Source organism: Arenimonas fontis, assembly GCF_008386465.1.
GTDB classification, from domain to species: Bacteria; Pseudomonadota; Gammaproteobacteria; order Xanthomonadales; family Xanthomonadaceae; genus Arenimonas; species Arenimonas fontis.
Genome location: NZ_VUOD01000004.1, coordinates 336327 through 351484, shown reverse-complemented (window position 1 = coordinate 351484; position 15158 = coordinate 336327). Strand labels below are relative to the sequence as shown.

Below are 15158 nucleotides of genomic sequence, written 5' to 3'. Positions count from 1 at the left end.
ACCAACGGCTTCCTCGAAGCGCTCAACGGCCTGTTTCAGTCCGCCAAGCGCCGCGCTCGCGGCTTCACCCGCTTCACCACTATCAGAACCGTCATCTTCCTGATCGCCGGCAAGCTCGACTTCGCAGTGATCAACCCTCATGCCCGGCAACCCACTTGAAATTCAACAGAGCCAGAAAAAGAAAAGAGGAAAGGACGTGAAGAACAAGCAGGACATCGTCAGCAACTGGTTGCCCCGCTACACCGGCGTGCCGCTGGAGGACTTCGGGGCGCATGTGCTGCTGACCAATTTCGGCGGCTACCTGGACACCTTTGCCCGCCTCACCGGCGCCGAGATCCGCGGTCAGGACCGGCCCATGCCCAGCGCCACCGCCGACGGCATCACCATGATCAACTTCGGCATGGGCAGCGCCAACGCCGCCACGGTGATGGACCTGCTGAGCGCGGTCGGGCCCAGGGCGGTGCTGTTCCTCGGCAAGTGCGGCGGCCTCAAGCGCAAGAACCAGTTGGGCGACCTGATCCTGCCGATCGCCGCCATCCGCGGCGAGGGCACCAGCAACGACTATCTGCCACGGGAGGTGCCGGCGCTGCCGGCCTTCGCCCTGCAGCGCGCGGTCTCCACCATGATCCGCGACCTCGGCCACGACTACTGGACCGGGACGGTGTTCACCACCAACCGCCGGGTCTGGGAGCACGACGACGAGTTCAAGGCCTACTTGCGCAAGCTGCGCTGCATGGCCATAGACATGGAAACGGCGACCGTCTTCGCTGCCGGCTTCGCCAACGGCATTCCCTCCGGTGCCCTGCTGCTGGTGTCCGACCAGCCGATGGTGCCCGAAGGCGTGAAGACCGAAGCCTCGGACCGCAAGGTCACCGAACGTTTCGTGGACGCCCACATCCAGATCGGCATCGAGGCCCTGCGGCTGATCCGCCGGCACGGCAAGTCGGTCAAGCACCTGCGGTTCGACTGAGCGGCGGCGTCCGGTGCCGGCGCGCGGCGACGGCGCCTCACGGGAAGGCCGGAGGCGGAGCCCGGCCTTGTCGCCCGCCCGCCGGTTAACGCCCGGCTGAGATTCGACTCACCCGGGCTTAGCCTGCCGGCGGGCAGCATGCCGCCATGCCGCCCGATTCCCGGAACCCTGTCGCCCCGCCGCTGAGCCTGCTGCTGGTACTCGAGGGTCCGCCGCCGGCCGACACCTGTGCGCGGCTGGCCGCGCTGCAGGAGGTATTGCCGGTTGCGGAACGGTACGTGTTCGGTCACGGGGATCCGCAGCGCCTGGCGCCCGCCTTCCGGCGCCTGGCCGCCACTGCGCCAGGGCTTCGGGTCGAGCTGGCTACCCGTGCCCTGTCGCAGGCCGCGGCCCTGGCGCAGGCGGTCGCCGCCGCCGCCGCGCCGTGGGTGCTGTGGCTGCCGGAATGGCCCCGACCCGGCGAGGTGGCGACGGTGTCGTCGCTTTGGCGCGGACACGCCGGCGCGGCCATGGCCGGCGACCCGGCCAACGGTCCCTGCCTGTTCCGCCGCGACACCCCCTTGCGCCTGCGTCGCGCCTGCGCCGTGCTTGCGGGCAGAATGGGTCTCGGCCGGGCGGCGTGGCGCCCGGTCTGAGACCGGAGCGCCATGGACCCCGCCCTCAGACTGCTGATCGTCGAAGACCAGGCCGACCTGGCAGCGAACCTTTGGGATTACTTCTCCCGCCGCGGCCACGTCGTTGACCACGCCGCCGACGGTCAGAGCGGTTTGCGCATGGCCCTGTCCGGTGAACACGACCTGATCGTGCTCGACCTGGGCCTGCCCCGGCTGGACGGCCTGGACCTGTGCCGGCGCCTGCGCGAGGCCGGTCGTGGCGTGCCGGTGATCATGCTGACCGCGCGCGACACCCTGGAGGACAAGCTCAAGGGCTTCTCCGGGGGCGCCGACGACTATCTGGTCAAGCCCTTCGCGATCCGTGAGCTGGAGGCGAGGATCCGGGCGCTGGCGCGACGCGGCCGGCCGCCGGCCGGATCGCCCATCGAGGCCTGCGGCGTGCGTTTCGATCCGTCCGCGCTGATCGTCCGGCGCGAGGGCCGGCAGATCGTCCTGACCCGGGCCCAGGCGCGCATCCTGGAATGCCTGATGCGGCACAGCCCCGGCGTGGTGGACCAGGCCCGGCTGATGCGCGCGGTCTGGGGTCCCGAGGGCGGCGATCCCTCCGCCCTGCACACCCACATGTACGGTCTGCGTCAGGTGCTCGACAAACCCTTCGCCGAACCCCTGCTGCATACGGTGCACGGCATCGGCTACCGGTTCGGGACCGTCCAGTGAAGCGCGGCCTGCCGCTGCGCCGCCGCGTCGCCCTGGCCTATGGGCTGGTCGGCGTGGCCCTGAGCCTGGCTTTCGGCGTCAGTACCGTGTTCATCGTTTCCGATTACGAGGTGCTGATGCTCGAGGCCCTGCTGGAGGGCCACTCGCGCGATTATCTCGAACAGCTGGCCCACGACCCCGATGTGGAACTGCCGCGTACGCCCGGATTCTCGGTGTACCGCGAAGCGGAGGCACCACCCGGGCTGCGCGGCCTGCCGGAAGGGCGGGTGTTCGAGCTGGCCGGCAAGGAAGACCTGCATGCGGCCGCCTTCGGCCCGGAGGGCGGACGGGTGGTGCTGGTGATGGACATCGCCCCGGTCGAGCGGCTGGAGGAATACCTGCGGAACCTGTTCCTGACCATCCTGGCCCTGGGCAGCATCGCCTCGGCCTGGCTGGGCTGGCTGCTGGCGGGGCGCACCGTGTCGCCGGTACTGCGCCTGGCGGACCAGGTGGACGCGCTGCCGGTGACGCCGGTGCGTACGCAGTTGGAGCAGGAATTCAGCCGCGACGAGATCGGCCGCCTCGCCGGCGCGATAGACGCCTACCAGGCGCGGCTGCTGCAGGCCGACGCCCGCGACCGGGCCTTCTTCGCCGACGCCAGCCACGAACTGCGCACGCCGATCGCGGTGATCCAGGGCGCCGTGGAGGTGCTCAAGGACGACCCCGGCCTGAGTGCCGAGCAGCGCCTGCGCCTGGCGCGGGTCGAACGCGGCCTGCTGGAACTCGGCGGCCTGCTCGAAGCGCTGTTGCTGTCGGCGCGCGGATTGCCGGCGGAACGCGACCGGCTGTCGCTGGCCGAGCAATGCCGGCTGGCGATCAAGCGCCTGGACGGGGCCGGCCTGCAGGCCGGCGAACGGCTCCGCCTGGCGGGACGCGGACCGGACGGACTGTCGGCACCGCGACGCTGGCTGGACGCGATACTGGACGTGCTGTTCCAGCGCGTGCTGGGTTTCGCGCCCGGCCTGGCCTGGGACTGCGTACTGGACGAAGGCGGGCTTTCGCTGCGGCCCGCCACCGGCGGCGAGGCGGGCGGACCGGCGCCGCTGCGCAGCGATCTCGGCGTCGGCCTGGCCTTCGTCGAGCGGCTGTGCGCCGCGCTCGGCTGGCGGCTCGAGCAGCAGGCGGGCGAGCAGGGGCCTTCGGTTCGCCTCGAGGTCCGCAACCCCGCTTAACGACCGCCTGAGCATCGGCGCAGCCGGAATTACCGCGGTCGCTGCCAGAGTGCGCGCATCCGAAGCGGGACGCGGTAAGCACGATGAACGACCTGTACCGGCCGGCGCTGCATGCCGTCGCGCCGACCGATGCCCTGTCGCCGGCGATGAATCACCGTGCCTTGCCCGACGCCGGCGCGACCTGGTGGTGGCTGGTCGGCGGCGTGGCGCTCATGGCCTTGCTGTCGCTATGGTTGCGGCCGCTGTTGCCGGTGGACGAGACCCGCTATGCCAGCGTTGCCTGGGAAATGTGGCGGGACGGCCATTTTCTCTTGCCGACGCTCGAGGGCGAGCCGTACGCGCACAAGCCGCCGCTGCTGTTCTGGCTGGTGCACGCCGGCTGGGCGCTGGGCGGTGTCAACGCGGTCTGGCCGCGCCTGATCGGGCCGCTGGCGACCCTGGCCTGCCTGTGGCTGCTGGCGCGCCTGGGCGCGCGGCTGTGGCCGGCCCACGGGCAGATCGGCACCACGGCCGGCTTCCTGTTCCTGGGCAGCGTGTTCATCGCCCTGTACGGCACCGCCTTCATGTTCGACCTGCCCCTGCTGGCGATGCTGTGCCTGGGCTGGATCGCGCTTCACGACGCGGTTCGGCGAGGGCGCTGGCGCGACTGGCTCGGTTTCGGCCTGGCCTTCGCGGCGGCCCTGCTGACCAAGGGGCCGGTGGCCGCGGTGTACTTGCTGCCGCCCCTGCTGGCCTTGCGCCTCTGGGCGCCGCCGGAGGCGGCGCGCTTGGCCTGGCCGCGGTTGCTGGCGGCCCTGGCGCTGGCGCTCGCCCTGCCCCTGGCCTGGCTGTGGCTGGCCGACCGCGCCTCCGGCGGCGAACTGCTGCGCCAGGTGCTGGGCGAGCAAACCCTGGGCCGGGTGCGCGGCGATCTCGGGCATCCGCGGCCCTTCCACTGGTATCTGCCCTGGCTGCCCCTGATCGCTCTGCCTTGGACACTCTGGCCACCGGCCTGGCGGGCGCTGCGTGCCGGCATCGTGGCAGGCCACGATCGCGGCATCCGTTTTCTGGCGGTGACGCTCGCCGGCGCCTTTCTCGTCCTCAGCGGCATCAGCGGCAAACAGGTGCATTACCTGATCCCGCTGCTGGCCCTGGGCGCACTCTGGCTGGCGCGTGGCCTTGCCGACCACGCCGGCGCCCGTCGCCTGGCGATCCTCGGCCTGGCGTTCGGCATGCTGCTGTTGCTGGGCGCCGGCCTCGTTCTCGGCTCGCGCTACGACCTGTCGGATGCCGGCCGCCACGTGGGCCGGCAGCAGCAGGCCGGCCGCGCCGTCGCCTATGTCGGCAACTATCAGGGCGAGTTCGGGTTCCTGGGCCGCCTGCGCGCACCGGTGGCCGAACTGCGCCCCGACCAGGCATCGGCCTGGCTGGCAGCCCACCCCGAGGGTCTGGTGGTGGTGCGGCGCAAGCGCCTGGACCTGCGCGGCGCGCCGGCGCCGGAGTACCGGCAGCCCTACAAGACCGGCGAGCTGCTGATGTTCCGCGCCGGCGAGCTGGCGCGCAGCGGCAGCGGCTTCCGCGAGCCGGACGTGCCGGGAGACGGTTGAGCCGCGTCAGGGCGGCCGTCAATGGCGGTGATGGTGGCGCGGGCCGCTTTCGTCATGCGGCACGTGGCCGCAGTCGGCGCTTTCGCCGCCTCCGCCACCGCGCTCGGCTTCCATCTGGATGGTGGAATGGCCGATGCCGAAACGCTCCCGGACCAGCCGGGCCAGGCGTCTGCGCAGGGCGTCGGCATCCACGTCCCGGCGCACGTCCACGTGTGCGCTGAGCATCGGCTGTCGGCTGGACAGCGACCACAGGTGCAGGTCGTGGATGGAGACCACCCCGGGTTCGGCCAGCATGGCTTCGCGGACCTCTTGCACGGCAATGCCGCGCGGCGCGCCCTCCAGCAGCAGATGCACCGCCTCGGACAGCAGGTGCCAGGTGCGCGGCAGCACCCACAGCGCCAGCAGCACCGCCAGCAACGGGTCCACCCAGACCAGGCCGGTGAAGCGGATCACCAGGGCGCCAAGGATCACCGCCACCGAGCCCAGCAGGTCGGCCATCACCTCCAGGTAGGCCCCGCGCATGTTGAGGTTCTCGCCGGCGCCGGCCTGCAGCAGGCGCATCGCGATCAGGTTCACCACCAGGCCGGCCACCGCCACCGCCAGCATGGTGCCGGTGGCCACCGGCTCGGGCGCCAGGAATCGCTGCACCGCCTCCCAGAAGATGCCGCCTGCCACCAGGAACAGCAGGCAGCCGTTGGCCAGGGCGCCCAGGGCCTCGGCGCGGGCATAGCCGTAGGTGCGGTGGGTGTCGGGCGGGCGCCGGGCCAGACGCACGGCCAGCAGGGCCACCAGCAGGGCGAAGCTGTCCGAGGCCATGTGCGCGGCATCGGACAGCAGGGCCAGGCTGCCGCTGAGCAGGGCGCCGACGACCTCGACGACCAGGAAGGCGAGAGTCAGCGCCAGCGCCCAGCGCAGTGGGCGCTCGTGCCGCAGGGTGTCCGGGCGATGGTCGTGGCCGCGGCCCATCCGCGGTTGCCAGCCCGGCTACCAGTTGAAGACGAAACCGACCACGTCGGCGCGCTCGCCGGTGAAGCGCACCGTGCATTCGACGATCTGGCGGGTTTCCGAGGTCAGGCCCGGCTCGATGACGATGGGCGCGGTGAGGAACTTCTCGCCGTTGGACGCCTCCCTCATGCTGGCCGCCAGTGCCGCCAGGTCGAGCTGGTAAAGCTTGCCGTCCAGGCGGGCTTCCGCCGCTGCCCGGCAGGCCTCGGCGGCGACCGCCCCCGGGCCCTTGCCGGCGCCGCCGCCCGCCTCGCCGCCGCAGGCGGCCAGGCCCAGGACCAGGCTCATGGGAACTGCCCGTTTCATGTTCATTCCGCCCCTCCAGCGTGATGACGGCCGAGCCCGTGCGGCGGGGGGAAACCGGCCGGGCAGGCCTGGGTTCCCGGGCAAATTAGCGTAATTGCTCTAGCGACGCCAAGCGCTGAGTTCCGGCGCGGTCGTCATCGGTTCACGCTCAGTAGCGTGGCACCGAGGGATCCACCTCGCGCGACCAGGCATCGATGCCGCCGACCACGTTGTAGATGTCGTGGAAGCCCAGGCCGCGGAAATACTCGGCCGCGCGCAGGCTGGACTGGCCGTGATGGCAGAGGAAGGCCAGCGGCACGTCCCGGGGCAGGGCCTCCAGGCGCTCGCGGCTGTCCTCGTCCAGCACCTCGTGCGGGTGCGGGAAGGGCGCGAGAGCGCGGTCGGCGGCCGGGCGCACGTCCACCACGTCGATGGCGCCGGCGAGGATGCGGTCGTGCAGCTCCTGCACGCTGATCGCCTTCACCGGCGGCGGCGCGTTCGGATTGTCGATGGCCAGGCCGGCGCCGCGGGCGTCCTCGGCCCAGTCCACCTTCAGGCCGCGCGCGCGCGGCGCGCTGGCCAGGTCGAAGTGGACGCGGATGCCGTTGCTCTCGGCGACGATCTCGTGGCCGCTGGCCGGGCGCAGCTCGAAGCGGGCGTTGAAGCGCGGGTCCACCGACAGGTGCAGCACCTGGCCTTCTCCGGCGTTTTCCATGGCGCCGCGGATGGCCTCGGCGGCGCGCTCGGAAATATGGATCTGCGGCGGCGTGCGGTCCGGTTCTGGCAGGCCCAGCAGGGTGTGCAGCTCGCCGCTGTTGAGCATCTGCTCGATGATGTCGCTGCCGCCGACCAGCTCGCCGCCGACGTACAGCTGCGGGATGGTCGGCCACTGGCCGTAGACCTTGATGCCCTCGCGGATCTCCGGGTCCTGCAGCACGTCCACGTGCGCGTACTGTTCGACCAGGCCGTTGAGGATGCCGGCGGCCTTGGCCGAGAAGCCGCACTGCGGCGCCTGCGGATTGCCTTTCATGAACAGCACGATGCGGTGGTCGCTCAGCAGCCGTTCGATGCGGGCGCGGGTTTCGGGAGAGAGGGACATGGCGATGCTCCGTGGGGAAGCGGCCATTTTACGCCCCGCCGGCGAGGCCGCCCTGAAGGCGCGGTTACCGGAGCGGGCAGCGGGCGTGTCCCGACCTGCCGGCGTGTGCTGCCGGCAGTGGCGGCGGCGGTTACGGCCGCTGGCGCAACAGCCGCTCGGCCACCGGCAGCGCCAGCGCGGTCCAGTCGGCGTAGGCCAGACCGGAGGGGTGCAGACCGTCGCCGGCCACCCGGTCCGGGCGCAGGCCGAGCGTGCGCGAGGCACCGGTGACGTCCACGAAGGCGACGCCGCGGCCGGCGCACTCCTTCGCGGCGGCGGCGTTGTAGGCGTCCAGCTCCTCGGCGATGCGCCGGCGGTCGCGGCCGCTGTCGGCGCCGAACGGGGTGAGGCCCCAGTCCGGGATCGAGAGCACCAGCACCCGTTCCGGCCGATCGCCGGCCAGGGCGATGGCGCGCTCGAGCAGGCGGGCGAATTCCGGCACGTAGTTGTCCACGGCCCGGCGCCGGTACTGGTCGTTCACGCCGATCAGCAGGGAGACGAAATCCCACTGCCCCAGCGGCTCGGCCGCGTCCATGGCCGCCCACAGTTCGTCGGTGCTCCAGCCGGTGGTGGCGATGTAGCGCGGGGGCGCCAGGGCAATGCCGCGCCGCGCCAGGCCGGCGACCAGCTGCGCCGGCCAGCGCTCGTGCTCGGCCACCGCCTCGCCGATGGTGTAGGAATCGCCCAGGGCGAGATAGGACAGCGGTTCAGGCGACATGGCGGGCGCGGGCGCGCAGGGCGTGGCGCTCCAGCACCCGGTGGATGCGGGCGAAGACGTCCCCGATCACCTCCGCCTCGGGCAGCAGGGTGACGCGGAAATGCCGCGAGGCCGGCAGGTTGAAGCCGCTGCCCGGCACCACCAGCAGGTCCTCGCTTTCCAGCAGTTCCAGGGCGAAGGCCTGATCGTCGAATTCCTCTGCCGCCGGCCCGACCACCCGCGGAAAGGCGTACAGGGCGCCGGCGGGAGCCACCAGCTGCAGATGCGGACTGGCGGCGCAGCCCTCGATGACCGCGCGGCGCGAGGCGTGCAGGCGGCCACCCGGCGCGGTCAGCGCCGCGATGGTGTCGGGGCCCGACAGCGCCGCCGGCACCGCGAACTGCGCCGGCACGTTGGCGCACAGGCGCATCGCCGAAAGCAGGTCCATGGCGTGATGGAGATCGCCGATCCGCAGCGGATCGCCCGACAGCACCGCCCAGCCCACCCGCCAGCCGCAGGCGCGCCAGACCTTGGACAGGCCGCCGAAGCTCAGGCAGGGCGTATCGCCGGCCAGCGGCGCCAGCGGCGTGAACGTCGCGCCGTCGAACAGGATGCCATCGTAGATCTCGTCGGCCATCAGCAGCAGGCCGTACCGGGCGGCGATGCCGGCCAGGCGGCGCAGCAGCTCGGGCGGGTAGTTGGCGCCGGTCGGGTTGTTCGGGTTGATCACCACCAGGGCGCGGGTGCACGCCGTCAGCCGCGCCTCGATCTCGTCCGGGTCCGGCAGGAAGCCGTTTTCCGGGCGGCAGGGGTAGTAGACCGGCCGGCCGCCGTTGAGGAGGGTGGCGGCGCTCCAGAGCGGATAGTCCGGGCTGGGCAGCAGTACCTCCTCGCCCGGGTTGAGCAGGGCGCGCAGGGCGATGTCGATCAGTTCGCTGACGCCGTTGCCGATGAACACCCGCTCGGCGCTGGCATTGGGCGTGCCGCGGCGGCGGTGGTGTTCGGCCACGGCCTCGCGGGCCAGGGGCAGGCCCTGCTGGTGGGTGTAGGGATCCGACTGCGGAACGTGCGCCGCCACCGCCGCCTGCAGGTGCGGCGGGGCGCGGAATCCGAAGGCGCCGGGGTTGCCGATGTTGAGGCGGACCAGGTGACGGCCCTGTGCCTCGAGTTCGCGGGCGCGGCGGGACAGTTCGCCGCGGATGTCGTAGCGCACCTCGCGCAGGCTCGCGCGGGTCGCCAGGGAGGGGTGGGGCATCGCCTCGGGGCTCGGCTTGGGACTGGCGGCGAGAGTAGCGGAACTGCGCCGGGCTTTCAGCCGGGTCGGCCCGGCGTATCATCCCGGCCGATGCATGCCCCCGACGACGTCCTGACCCGACTGCGCGCCATCGGCTGGCCCGACGACGACGCGGCGCGGCAGGCCCTGGCCGCCGCCGGGGGCGAATGCCTGGCCCGGGTGGTGGCGCAGCATCGCAGTGGTTACGACGTGTTGCCCGGCCCGGGCGAGCCGGTGCGGCGGGTGCAGCCGCCACCGGCCTGGACCCGGCCGCGTTTCCCGCCCGAGCAGCGCGCCGCGGTCGGCGACTGGGTCACGCTCGACGGCGGCGGCCGCGACATCGTCGCGCTGCTGCCGCGTCGCTCCGTGCTCAAGCGGGCCGCCGCCGGCGAGCACTACCGGCAGCAGCTGATCGCCGCCAACGTGGACCATGTGCTGGTGGTGGTGGGGCTGGACCAGGATTTCAACCCGCGCCGCATCGAGCGTTACCTGGTGGTGGTGCGCGCCAGCGGCGCCGCGCCGGTGCTGGTGCTGACCAAGGCCGACCAGTGCCCGGTCCTGGACGATTGCCTGGCCCTGCTCGAAGAGGTGCAGGCCGGCGGCGTGCCCATCCACGCGGTCAACGCCAAGGACGCCGAATCGCTGCGCGTGCTGCATCCCTACCTCGGCCCCGGTCGCACGGTGGTGCTGGTGGGCAGTTCCGGCGCCGGCAAGTCCACGCTCACCAACACCTTGCTCGGGGTCGAGAAGATGAAAACCGGAACGGTGCGCGAGCACGACTCCCGCGGCCGCCACACCACGACTTTCCGGTTGCTGACGCCGTTGCCGCAGGGCGGCTGCATCATCGATACGCCCGGCATGCGCGAGCTCAAGCTGTCCGGCGACGAAGACGTGACCGACAGCTTCGAGGACATCGAGGCGATCGCCGCCGGCTGCCGCTTCCGCGACTGCAGCCACGGCAACGAACCCGGCTGCGCGGTGCAGGAGGCGATCGCCGGAGGTCGGCTGGATGCCGAGCGCTTTGCCAGTTACGCCAAGCTGCGCGACGAGCGCGATGCCGCCGCCACCAGCCTGGCGCAGCGCCGGGCCGAGGAACGGGTGCTGAGCAGGGCGCTGAACAAGCGGCTCAAGGACAAGTACGGACGCCGCTGATGGGCGCCGGCGACCGTCTGCTGCGACATCACGCCGCCCTCGACGCCCGGATGGTGGCGGCGGTGCGCGGGATCCGCCTGCTGCAGGCGGTGAGCTGGCCGGCGCGGTTGCAGGAGGAGTTCCTGACAGCCTGGCGGGTCGGCCGCCCGCGCATGCCGCGTCCCGAGTATGCGCGTGGGGAGTGGAGCGCCGTGCGCGCCGAACTGGAGGCGGTGCGCGCGGCCGCCGATCCGGACGACCCGATCGGGTGTTACCTGCGCGACACCGCCGAAAGCTGGCATCTGGCGACCCGCCTGCTGGACGCGGTCGGCAGCCACCGGGTCACCGCCTGGTCGGCGCGGCTGTTCGGCCGGCCGGTGGAGATGCTGCCGGGCGACGGTCCGAGCAATATCGAGGCGGCCCGGCATTTCGTCGCCATCGCCGACGAGCTGGACCAGGAGCTGCGCGCCGTCGAGCCCGATTACGAACTGCCGGCCGACACCGTGCGCGCGGAACTGCAGGCGGCAGTGGACCGGTTGTTCACCGATCATCCGGTGCGGGTGGAACTGGACCCCGACCTGATCGCCAAGGCCGCCGCCGGCCCGACCCGGATCCGCCTGCGCAGCCACACCGGCTTCTCCGAATACGACCGCAACCAGTTGCTGGTGCACGAGGCCTTCGTGCACACCCTGACCGGGCTGAACGGCCGCGAGCAGCCGCAGCTGAAATCCATGGCGCGGGGCTCGCCGCGCACCACCGCCACCCAGGAGGGCCTGGCCACCTTCGCCGAGCTGATCTCCGGCGCCATGGACATCGAGCGCATGAAGCGGATCAGCCTGCGCATCCTTGCCATAGACATGGCCATCCACGGCGCCGACTTCATCCAGGTGTTCCGCTTTTTCCTCGAGGCCGGGCAGCCGCCGAAGGAAAGTTTCGCCTCGGCGCAGCGGGTGTTCCGCGGCGTGCCGCTGGGCGGCGGCGCCGCCTTCACCAAGGACACGGTCTACCTGCACGGGCTGCTGGCGGTGCACACCTTCTTCCGCTGGTGCCTGCGCCATCGGCAGCTGGCCCGGGCGCGCCGGCTGTTCGCCGGCAAGATGGCGCTGGAGGACGTCGGCCGGCTGGCTCCGGCCTTCGATAGCGGCGCGGTGGCGCCGCCGCTCTACCTGCCGCCGTGGATGCGCCGGGCCAATGGCCTGGCCGGCGTGCTGGCCTTTTCCCTGTTCGCCAACCGCATTCGCCTGGACCAGGTGCAGGCCGACGATCTGGTGCTGGGCCAGGGGCTCTAGCCGGCGGTCGGGAAACGCGCGCCTGCCAGGCCGCGGGCGCGCAGCCTGGCAGGCTCCCGGTGTGCAGCGGATCAACCGCCGGCCGGGGTCCGGCGACGGCCGATCAGCGCATCCAGGCTGTAGGTCCCGGCGCCGTGTCCGGCCAGGACCAGGAAGCCGCCGGCGATGGCGATGTTCTTCATCAGGTTGACCTGGTCGTCCGGGGAGGCATGGAAGATGAAGCCGGTGGCCAGGGAGAACAGGACGAAGGCCAGGGAGACCCAACGGGTGAACAGGCCGGCCAGGACGGCCAGGCCACCGCCGACTTCGAGCAGGATCACCAGCGGCAGCAGGGCGCCGGGCACGCCCATGGCCTCCATGTACTGCTGGGTGCCGGCGTAGCCGCCGATCTTGGCCCAGCCGGAGATGATGAAGATGAGTGAGAGGCCAATGCGGCCCAGGAGGTTGGCGAGATGGTTCATGCTCAGGCTCCGCGAATCGGCCGGCCGGCGGTCGGGATGAGCGCCGGGAGAGCCGTGCCGGTCAGCATGCACCGCTCGATTGGTGGAACAAATACCACAACAATCAATCATTCGTTCTATTCGTGCCTGTAATACCGTGGGTCCGGCCACGCGGCCGACTTGGCGGGAAGCGGCGCCGGGCCTGCGGTCCCGGGTCTAGGCAACGGTCTCGCGCCGCTGCCGCCAGCGCGGCAGGAACTGCTCCGGCTCCAGTGCCGGCCAGGCGCCGGCATCCAGCCCGGCGGCGGTGACCCGGCGGGCCAGTTCGCCGCTGCGGAAGGCCGCCATGGTCTCGGTGCAGCCGCCCAGGTGCTGGCCGCCGATGAAAACCTGCGGCAGGGTCGGCTGCCCGGTGCGGATGTGCAGCAGGGCCCGCAGGGGCAGGTCCAGCCCCGCCTGGCGCAGGGCCGGTGCGTCCAGGTCCACGGCGCGGTAGGGCAGGCCGATGTGCTCGAACAGCTTGCGCAGCGACCAGCTGAACTCGCACCAGGCCAGGGTGAAGGCGACCACCGGCTGCCGCGGGTCGCGCACGGCAGCTTCGAACCAGCGCAGGGCCGGCTCGTCCACCGGGGTCGGCGCCGGCGTCGCCGCGGCGGCAGCGGCGCTCGTAGCGGCGCCCGGCGTCGGCGCGTCGAAGCGGGCGCCGGGGCTGGAGCGGGAGATCGCCCATTCCTCGGCGTCCATGTCCTGGCCGATGTCGTCGAACAGCGGCATGCTCAGATAGCGCTCGCCGGTGTCCGGCAACAGGCACAACACCTCGGCGTCCGGCTGCTCGTCCAGCAGGCGCAGGCCGGCGGCCACGCTGGCGCCGGCGGTGATGCCGGCCAGGATGCCCTCGCGGCGGGCCAGGTCGCGCGAGCCGGCCAGGGCCTGCTCGCCGCTCACCGGCAGGATCCGGTACACCAGGTCCTCGGTGAGCGCGGCGGCGGTGTGCAGGGGAATGAAGTCGGGCGTCCAGCCCTGCATCGGGTGCGGGCGGAAATCGGGATGGCTGCCCTGCGACGGTTGCGGCCGGCCGCCGGCCAACAGCGGCGCGTTGTCCGGTTCGGCGACGACGATCCGGGTGTCCGGACGCAGCCGTCGCAAGGCCCGACCGATTCCGCGCAGGCTGCCGCCGGTACCGGCACCCAGCACCACGTAGTCGAGCCGGCGGCCGGCGAAGGCGGCGGCGATCTCGGGGCCGGTGTGGCGCTCGTGCACCTCGGCATTGGCCTGGTTTTCGAACTGGCGGCACCAGAACCAGCCGTGGGTTTCGGCCAGTTCGCGCGCCTTGTCCACCATTCCGCTGCCCTTGAGATGGGCGGGCGTCAACACCACGCGGGCGCCGAGGAAACGCATCAGGCGCCGGCGTTCGACGCTGAACTGTTCGCCCATCACGACCACCAGCGGATAGCCGCGGGCGGCGCAGACCATGGCCAGGGCGATGCCGGTGTTGCCGCTGCTGGCCTCCACCACGGTCTGGCCGGGCCGCAGGGCGCCGCTGCGCTCGGCGGCTTCGATCATGGCCAGGGCCATGCGGTCCTTGACCGAGCCGCCGGGATTGGCGGACTCGAGCTTGGCGTACAGGCCGCCGCCGGGGGCCAGGCGGCGCAGGCGCACCACCGGGGTGCGACCGATGGTTTCGGTGATGCCGGAGTGGATGAACATTGGCGGGTCCCGTATGGCGCCGGCGCGGCGACGGGCCGCGCCGGCGGAGCCTCATTCGGCGCAAACCGGGTCCACGACCGCGCTGACCCTGCGGATCGCGTCGATCGGGAAACCGCCGCGGCGGGCGTGCTCGCGGATGCGCTCCTCGTCGCTGGCCAGATAGACGCAGAACACGCGGTCGTCGGTGAAGTAGCTGTGCTGCCACTGGATGCCGGCGCCCATGTCGGCCAGCACGCCGCAGGAAGTGCGGGCGATGTCGCGGCGCTGCTCGGCATCGAGCTGGCCGACGCCGGGGATGGTGCGTTCGATCACGTACTTGGGCATGGAATGTCTCCTTGTGGTTGTCGGGGAAGGGTCAACGGAAAAGCCGCGGCACCAGCATCGGCACGCGCTGCCGGTACTCGGCGTAGCCCGGAAGGGCCTCCATCAGGTCGCGCTCCTCGAAGCGGATGGCGACCAGGATGTAAGCGGTGGTCATCACCGCGAACACGAGGTGGGCGAGGCTCATGGTCGGCGTCGCCCAGAATGCGAACAGCCAGCCGACATAGAGCGGATGCCGCACCAGCCGGTAGGGGCCAGGCGCGCGCAGCGGCAGCGGCGTGTAGGGCCGGCCGCGGAAGTGCAGCCAGACCTGGCGCAGGCCGAACAGGTCGAAGTGGTTGATCAGGAAGGTAGTGACCAGTACCAGCGCCCAGCCGAAGCCGAACAGGCCGTACAGCACGGCGCGGCCGAGCGGATGCGTGACCTCCCAGACCAGGCCGCCCATCGGCTGCCAGAACCAGAACAGGGCGATCAGGGCCAGGCTGGACATCAGCACGTAGGTGCTGCGTTCGGCCGGTTCGGGAATGAAACGGGTCAGCCAGCGCTTGAAGGCCGGCCGTGCCATCACGCTGTGCTGCACGGCGAACAGGCCCAGCAGGCCGAGGTTCACCAGCAGGGCATTGCCCAGCGGCACCAGTGCCGGCGAATCCATCGTGCGCGGCACCAGGAAATTGCCGACGAATCCCAGGGCATAACAGAAGGTCAGGAAGAAGACGGCGTAGGACAGCAGGCCGTAGGCGAGGATCAGGAAGCGGGACATGAAGACTCCAGTTG

At 71.7% G+C, this 15158-nt stretch carries 17 protein-coding genes and 1 pseudogene; 8 read left to right on the top strand and 10 right to left on the bottom strand.

The window, feature by feature from the left end:
* The 6 genes from F0415_RS07670 to F0415_RS07645 form a co-directional block, all read left to right on the top strand.
* On the top strand, positions 1-159 hold a 159-nt coding region (locus F0415_RS07670; RefSeq protein ID WP_149859148.1), incomplete at its 5' end, for a transposase.
* A 37-nt stretch (positions 160-196) separates the two neighbouring features.
* Positions 197-970 (top strand): AMP nucleosidase, encoded by a 774-nt coding sequence (locus F0415_RS07665; RefSeq protein ID WP_149860609.1) that lies wholly within the window; start codon positions 197-199, stop codon positions 968-970.
* A 146-nt stretch (positions 971-1116) separates the two neighbouring features.
* Positions 1117-1605 carry a hypothetical protein gene (locus F0415_RS07660; RefSeq protein ID WP_149860608.1) on the top strand — a complete coding sequence of 163 codons (489 nt, stop codon included), beginning with the start codon at positions 1117-1119 and terminating at the stop codon, positions 1603-1605.
* 12 nt (positions 1606-1617) lie between these two features.
* The gene (locus F0415_RS07655; RefSeq protein ID WP_149860607.1) at positions 1618-2301 is read left to right on the top strand and encodes a response regulator transcription factor; all 684 of its coding nucleotides are present in this window, start codon (positions 1618-1620) and stop codon (positions 2299-2301) included.
* Positions 2298-3512, top strand: a complete 1215-nt coding sequence (locus F0415_RS07650; protein ID WP_149860606.1) for a histidine kinase dimerization/phospho-acceptor domain-containing protein — start codon at positions 2298-2300, stop codon at positions 3510-3512. Before F0415_RS07655 ends, F0415_RS07650 begins: the two co-directional genes overlap by 4 nt.
* A gap of 83 nt (positions 3513-3595) precedes the next feature.
* Positions 3596-5098 carry an ArnT family glycosyltransferase gene (locus F0415_RS07645; protein WP_149860605.1) on the top strand — a complete coding sequence of 501 codons (1503 nt, stop codon included), beginning with the start codon at positions 3596-3598 and terminating at the stop codon, positions 5096-5098.
* Between the two features lie 18 nt (positions 5099-5116).
* Here the strand turns inward: F0415_RS07645 and F0415_RS07640 are convergent, their stop codons facing one another.
* From F0415_RS07640 to F0415_RS07620, 5 genes are all read right to left on the bottom strand, one after another.
* Positions 5117-6064, bottom strand: coding sequence for a cation diffusion facilitator family transporter (locus F0415_RS07640; protein ID WP_149860604.1), 948 nt, complete (start codon positions 6062-6064; stop codon positions 5117-5119).
* Between the two features lie 18 nt (positions 6065-6082).
* Complete coding sequence (locus F0415_RS07635) at positions 6083-6409, bottom strand: hypothetical protein (RefSeq protein WP_188310329.1); 327 nt, start codon at positions 6407-6409, stop codon at positions 6083-6085.
* 148 nt (positions 6410-6557) lie between these two features.
* Positions 6558-7487, bottom strand: a complete 930-nt coding sequence (gene grxD, locus F0415_RS07630; RefSeq protein WP_149860602.1) for a Grx4 family monothiol glutaredoxin — start codon at positions 7485-7487, stop codon at positions 6558-6560.
* A gap of 130 nt (positions 7488-7617) precedes the next feature.
* Positions 7618-8244 (bottom strand): SGNH/GDSL hydrolase family protein, encoded by a 627-nt coding sequence (locus tag F0415_RS07625; protein ID WP_149860601.1) that lies wholly within the window; start codon positions 8242-8244, stop codon positions 7618-7620.
* On the bottom strand, positions 8234-9478 hold the full coding sequence (locus F0415_RS07620; RefSeq protein ID WP_149860600.1) for an aminotransferase class I/II-fold pyridoxal phosphate-dependent enzyme: 1245 nt from the start codon (positions 9476-9478) through the stop codon (positions 8234-8236). The genes F0415_RS07625 and F0415_RS07620 overlap by 11 nt, the downstream gene beginning before the upstream one ends.
* Before the next feature lie 90 nt (positions 9479-9568).
* On the opposite strand from F0415_RS07620, the gene rsgA reads away from it, so the two are divergent.
* Both rsgA and F0415_RS07610 read left to right on the top strand, forming a co-directional pair.
* Complete coding sequence (gene rsgA / locus F0415_RS07615; RefSeq protein WP_149860599.1) at positions 9569-10648, top strand: ribosome small subunit-dependent GTPase A; 1080 nt, start codon at positions 9569-9571, stop codon at positions 10646-10648.
* Positions 10648-11916 carry a peptidase MATCAP family protein gene (locus F0415_RS07610; protein WP_149860598.1) on the top strand — a complete coding sequence of 423 codons (1269 nt, stop codon included), beginning with the start codon at positions 10648-10650 and terminating at the stop codon, positions 11914-11916. The genes rsgA and F0415_RS07610 overlap by 1 nt, the downstream gene beginning before the upstream one ends.
* A gap of 71 nt (positions 11917-11987) precedes the next feature.
* Here F0415_RS07610 and F0415_RS07605 read toward each other — a convergent pair whose 3' ends face one another.
* From F0415_RS07605 to mddA, 5 genes and pseudogenes are all read right to left on the bottom strand, one after another.
* Positions 11988-12377 carry a DoxX family protein gene (locus F0415_RS07605; RefSeq protein WP_188310328.1) on the bottom strand — a complete coding sequence of 130 codons (390 nt, stop codon included), beginning with the start codon at positions 12375-12377 and terminating at the stop codon, positions 11988-11990.
* A gap of 195 nt (positions 12378-12572) precedes the next feature.
* Positions 12573-13100, bottom strand: a complete 528-nt coding sequence (locus F0415_RS12695; protein ID WP_246149913.1) for a glutaredoxin domain-containing protein — start codon at positions 13098-13100, stop codon at positions 12573-12575.
* Positions 13083-14063: pseudogene (locus tag F0415_RS07600) on the bottom strand (PLP-dependent cysteine synthase family protein); the annotation flags it as partial. The pseudogene F0415_RS07600 and the gene F0415_RS12695, both read right to left, overlap by 18 nt.
* A 51-nt stretch (positions 14064-14114) precedes the next feature.
* A complete protein-coding gene (locus tag F0415_RS07595) occupies positions 14115-14387 on the bottom strand; it encodes a DUF4242 domain-containing protein (RefSeq protein WP_149860595.1) in 273 nt (90 codons plus the stop codon).
* 31 nt (positions 14388-14418) lie between these two features.
* Positions 14419-15144, bottom strand: coding sequence for a methanethiol S-methyltransferase (mddA, locus tag F0415_RS07590; RefSeq protein ID WP_149860594.1), 726 nt, complete (start codon positions 15142-15144; stop codon positions 14419-14421).
* Positions 15145-15158 lie beyond the last annotated feature (14 nt).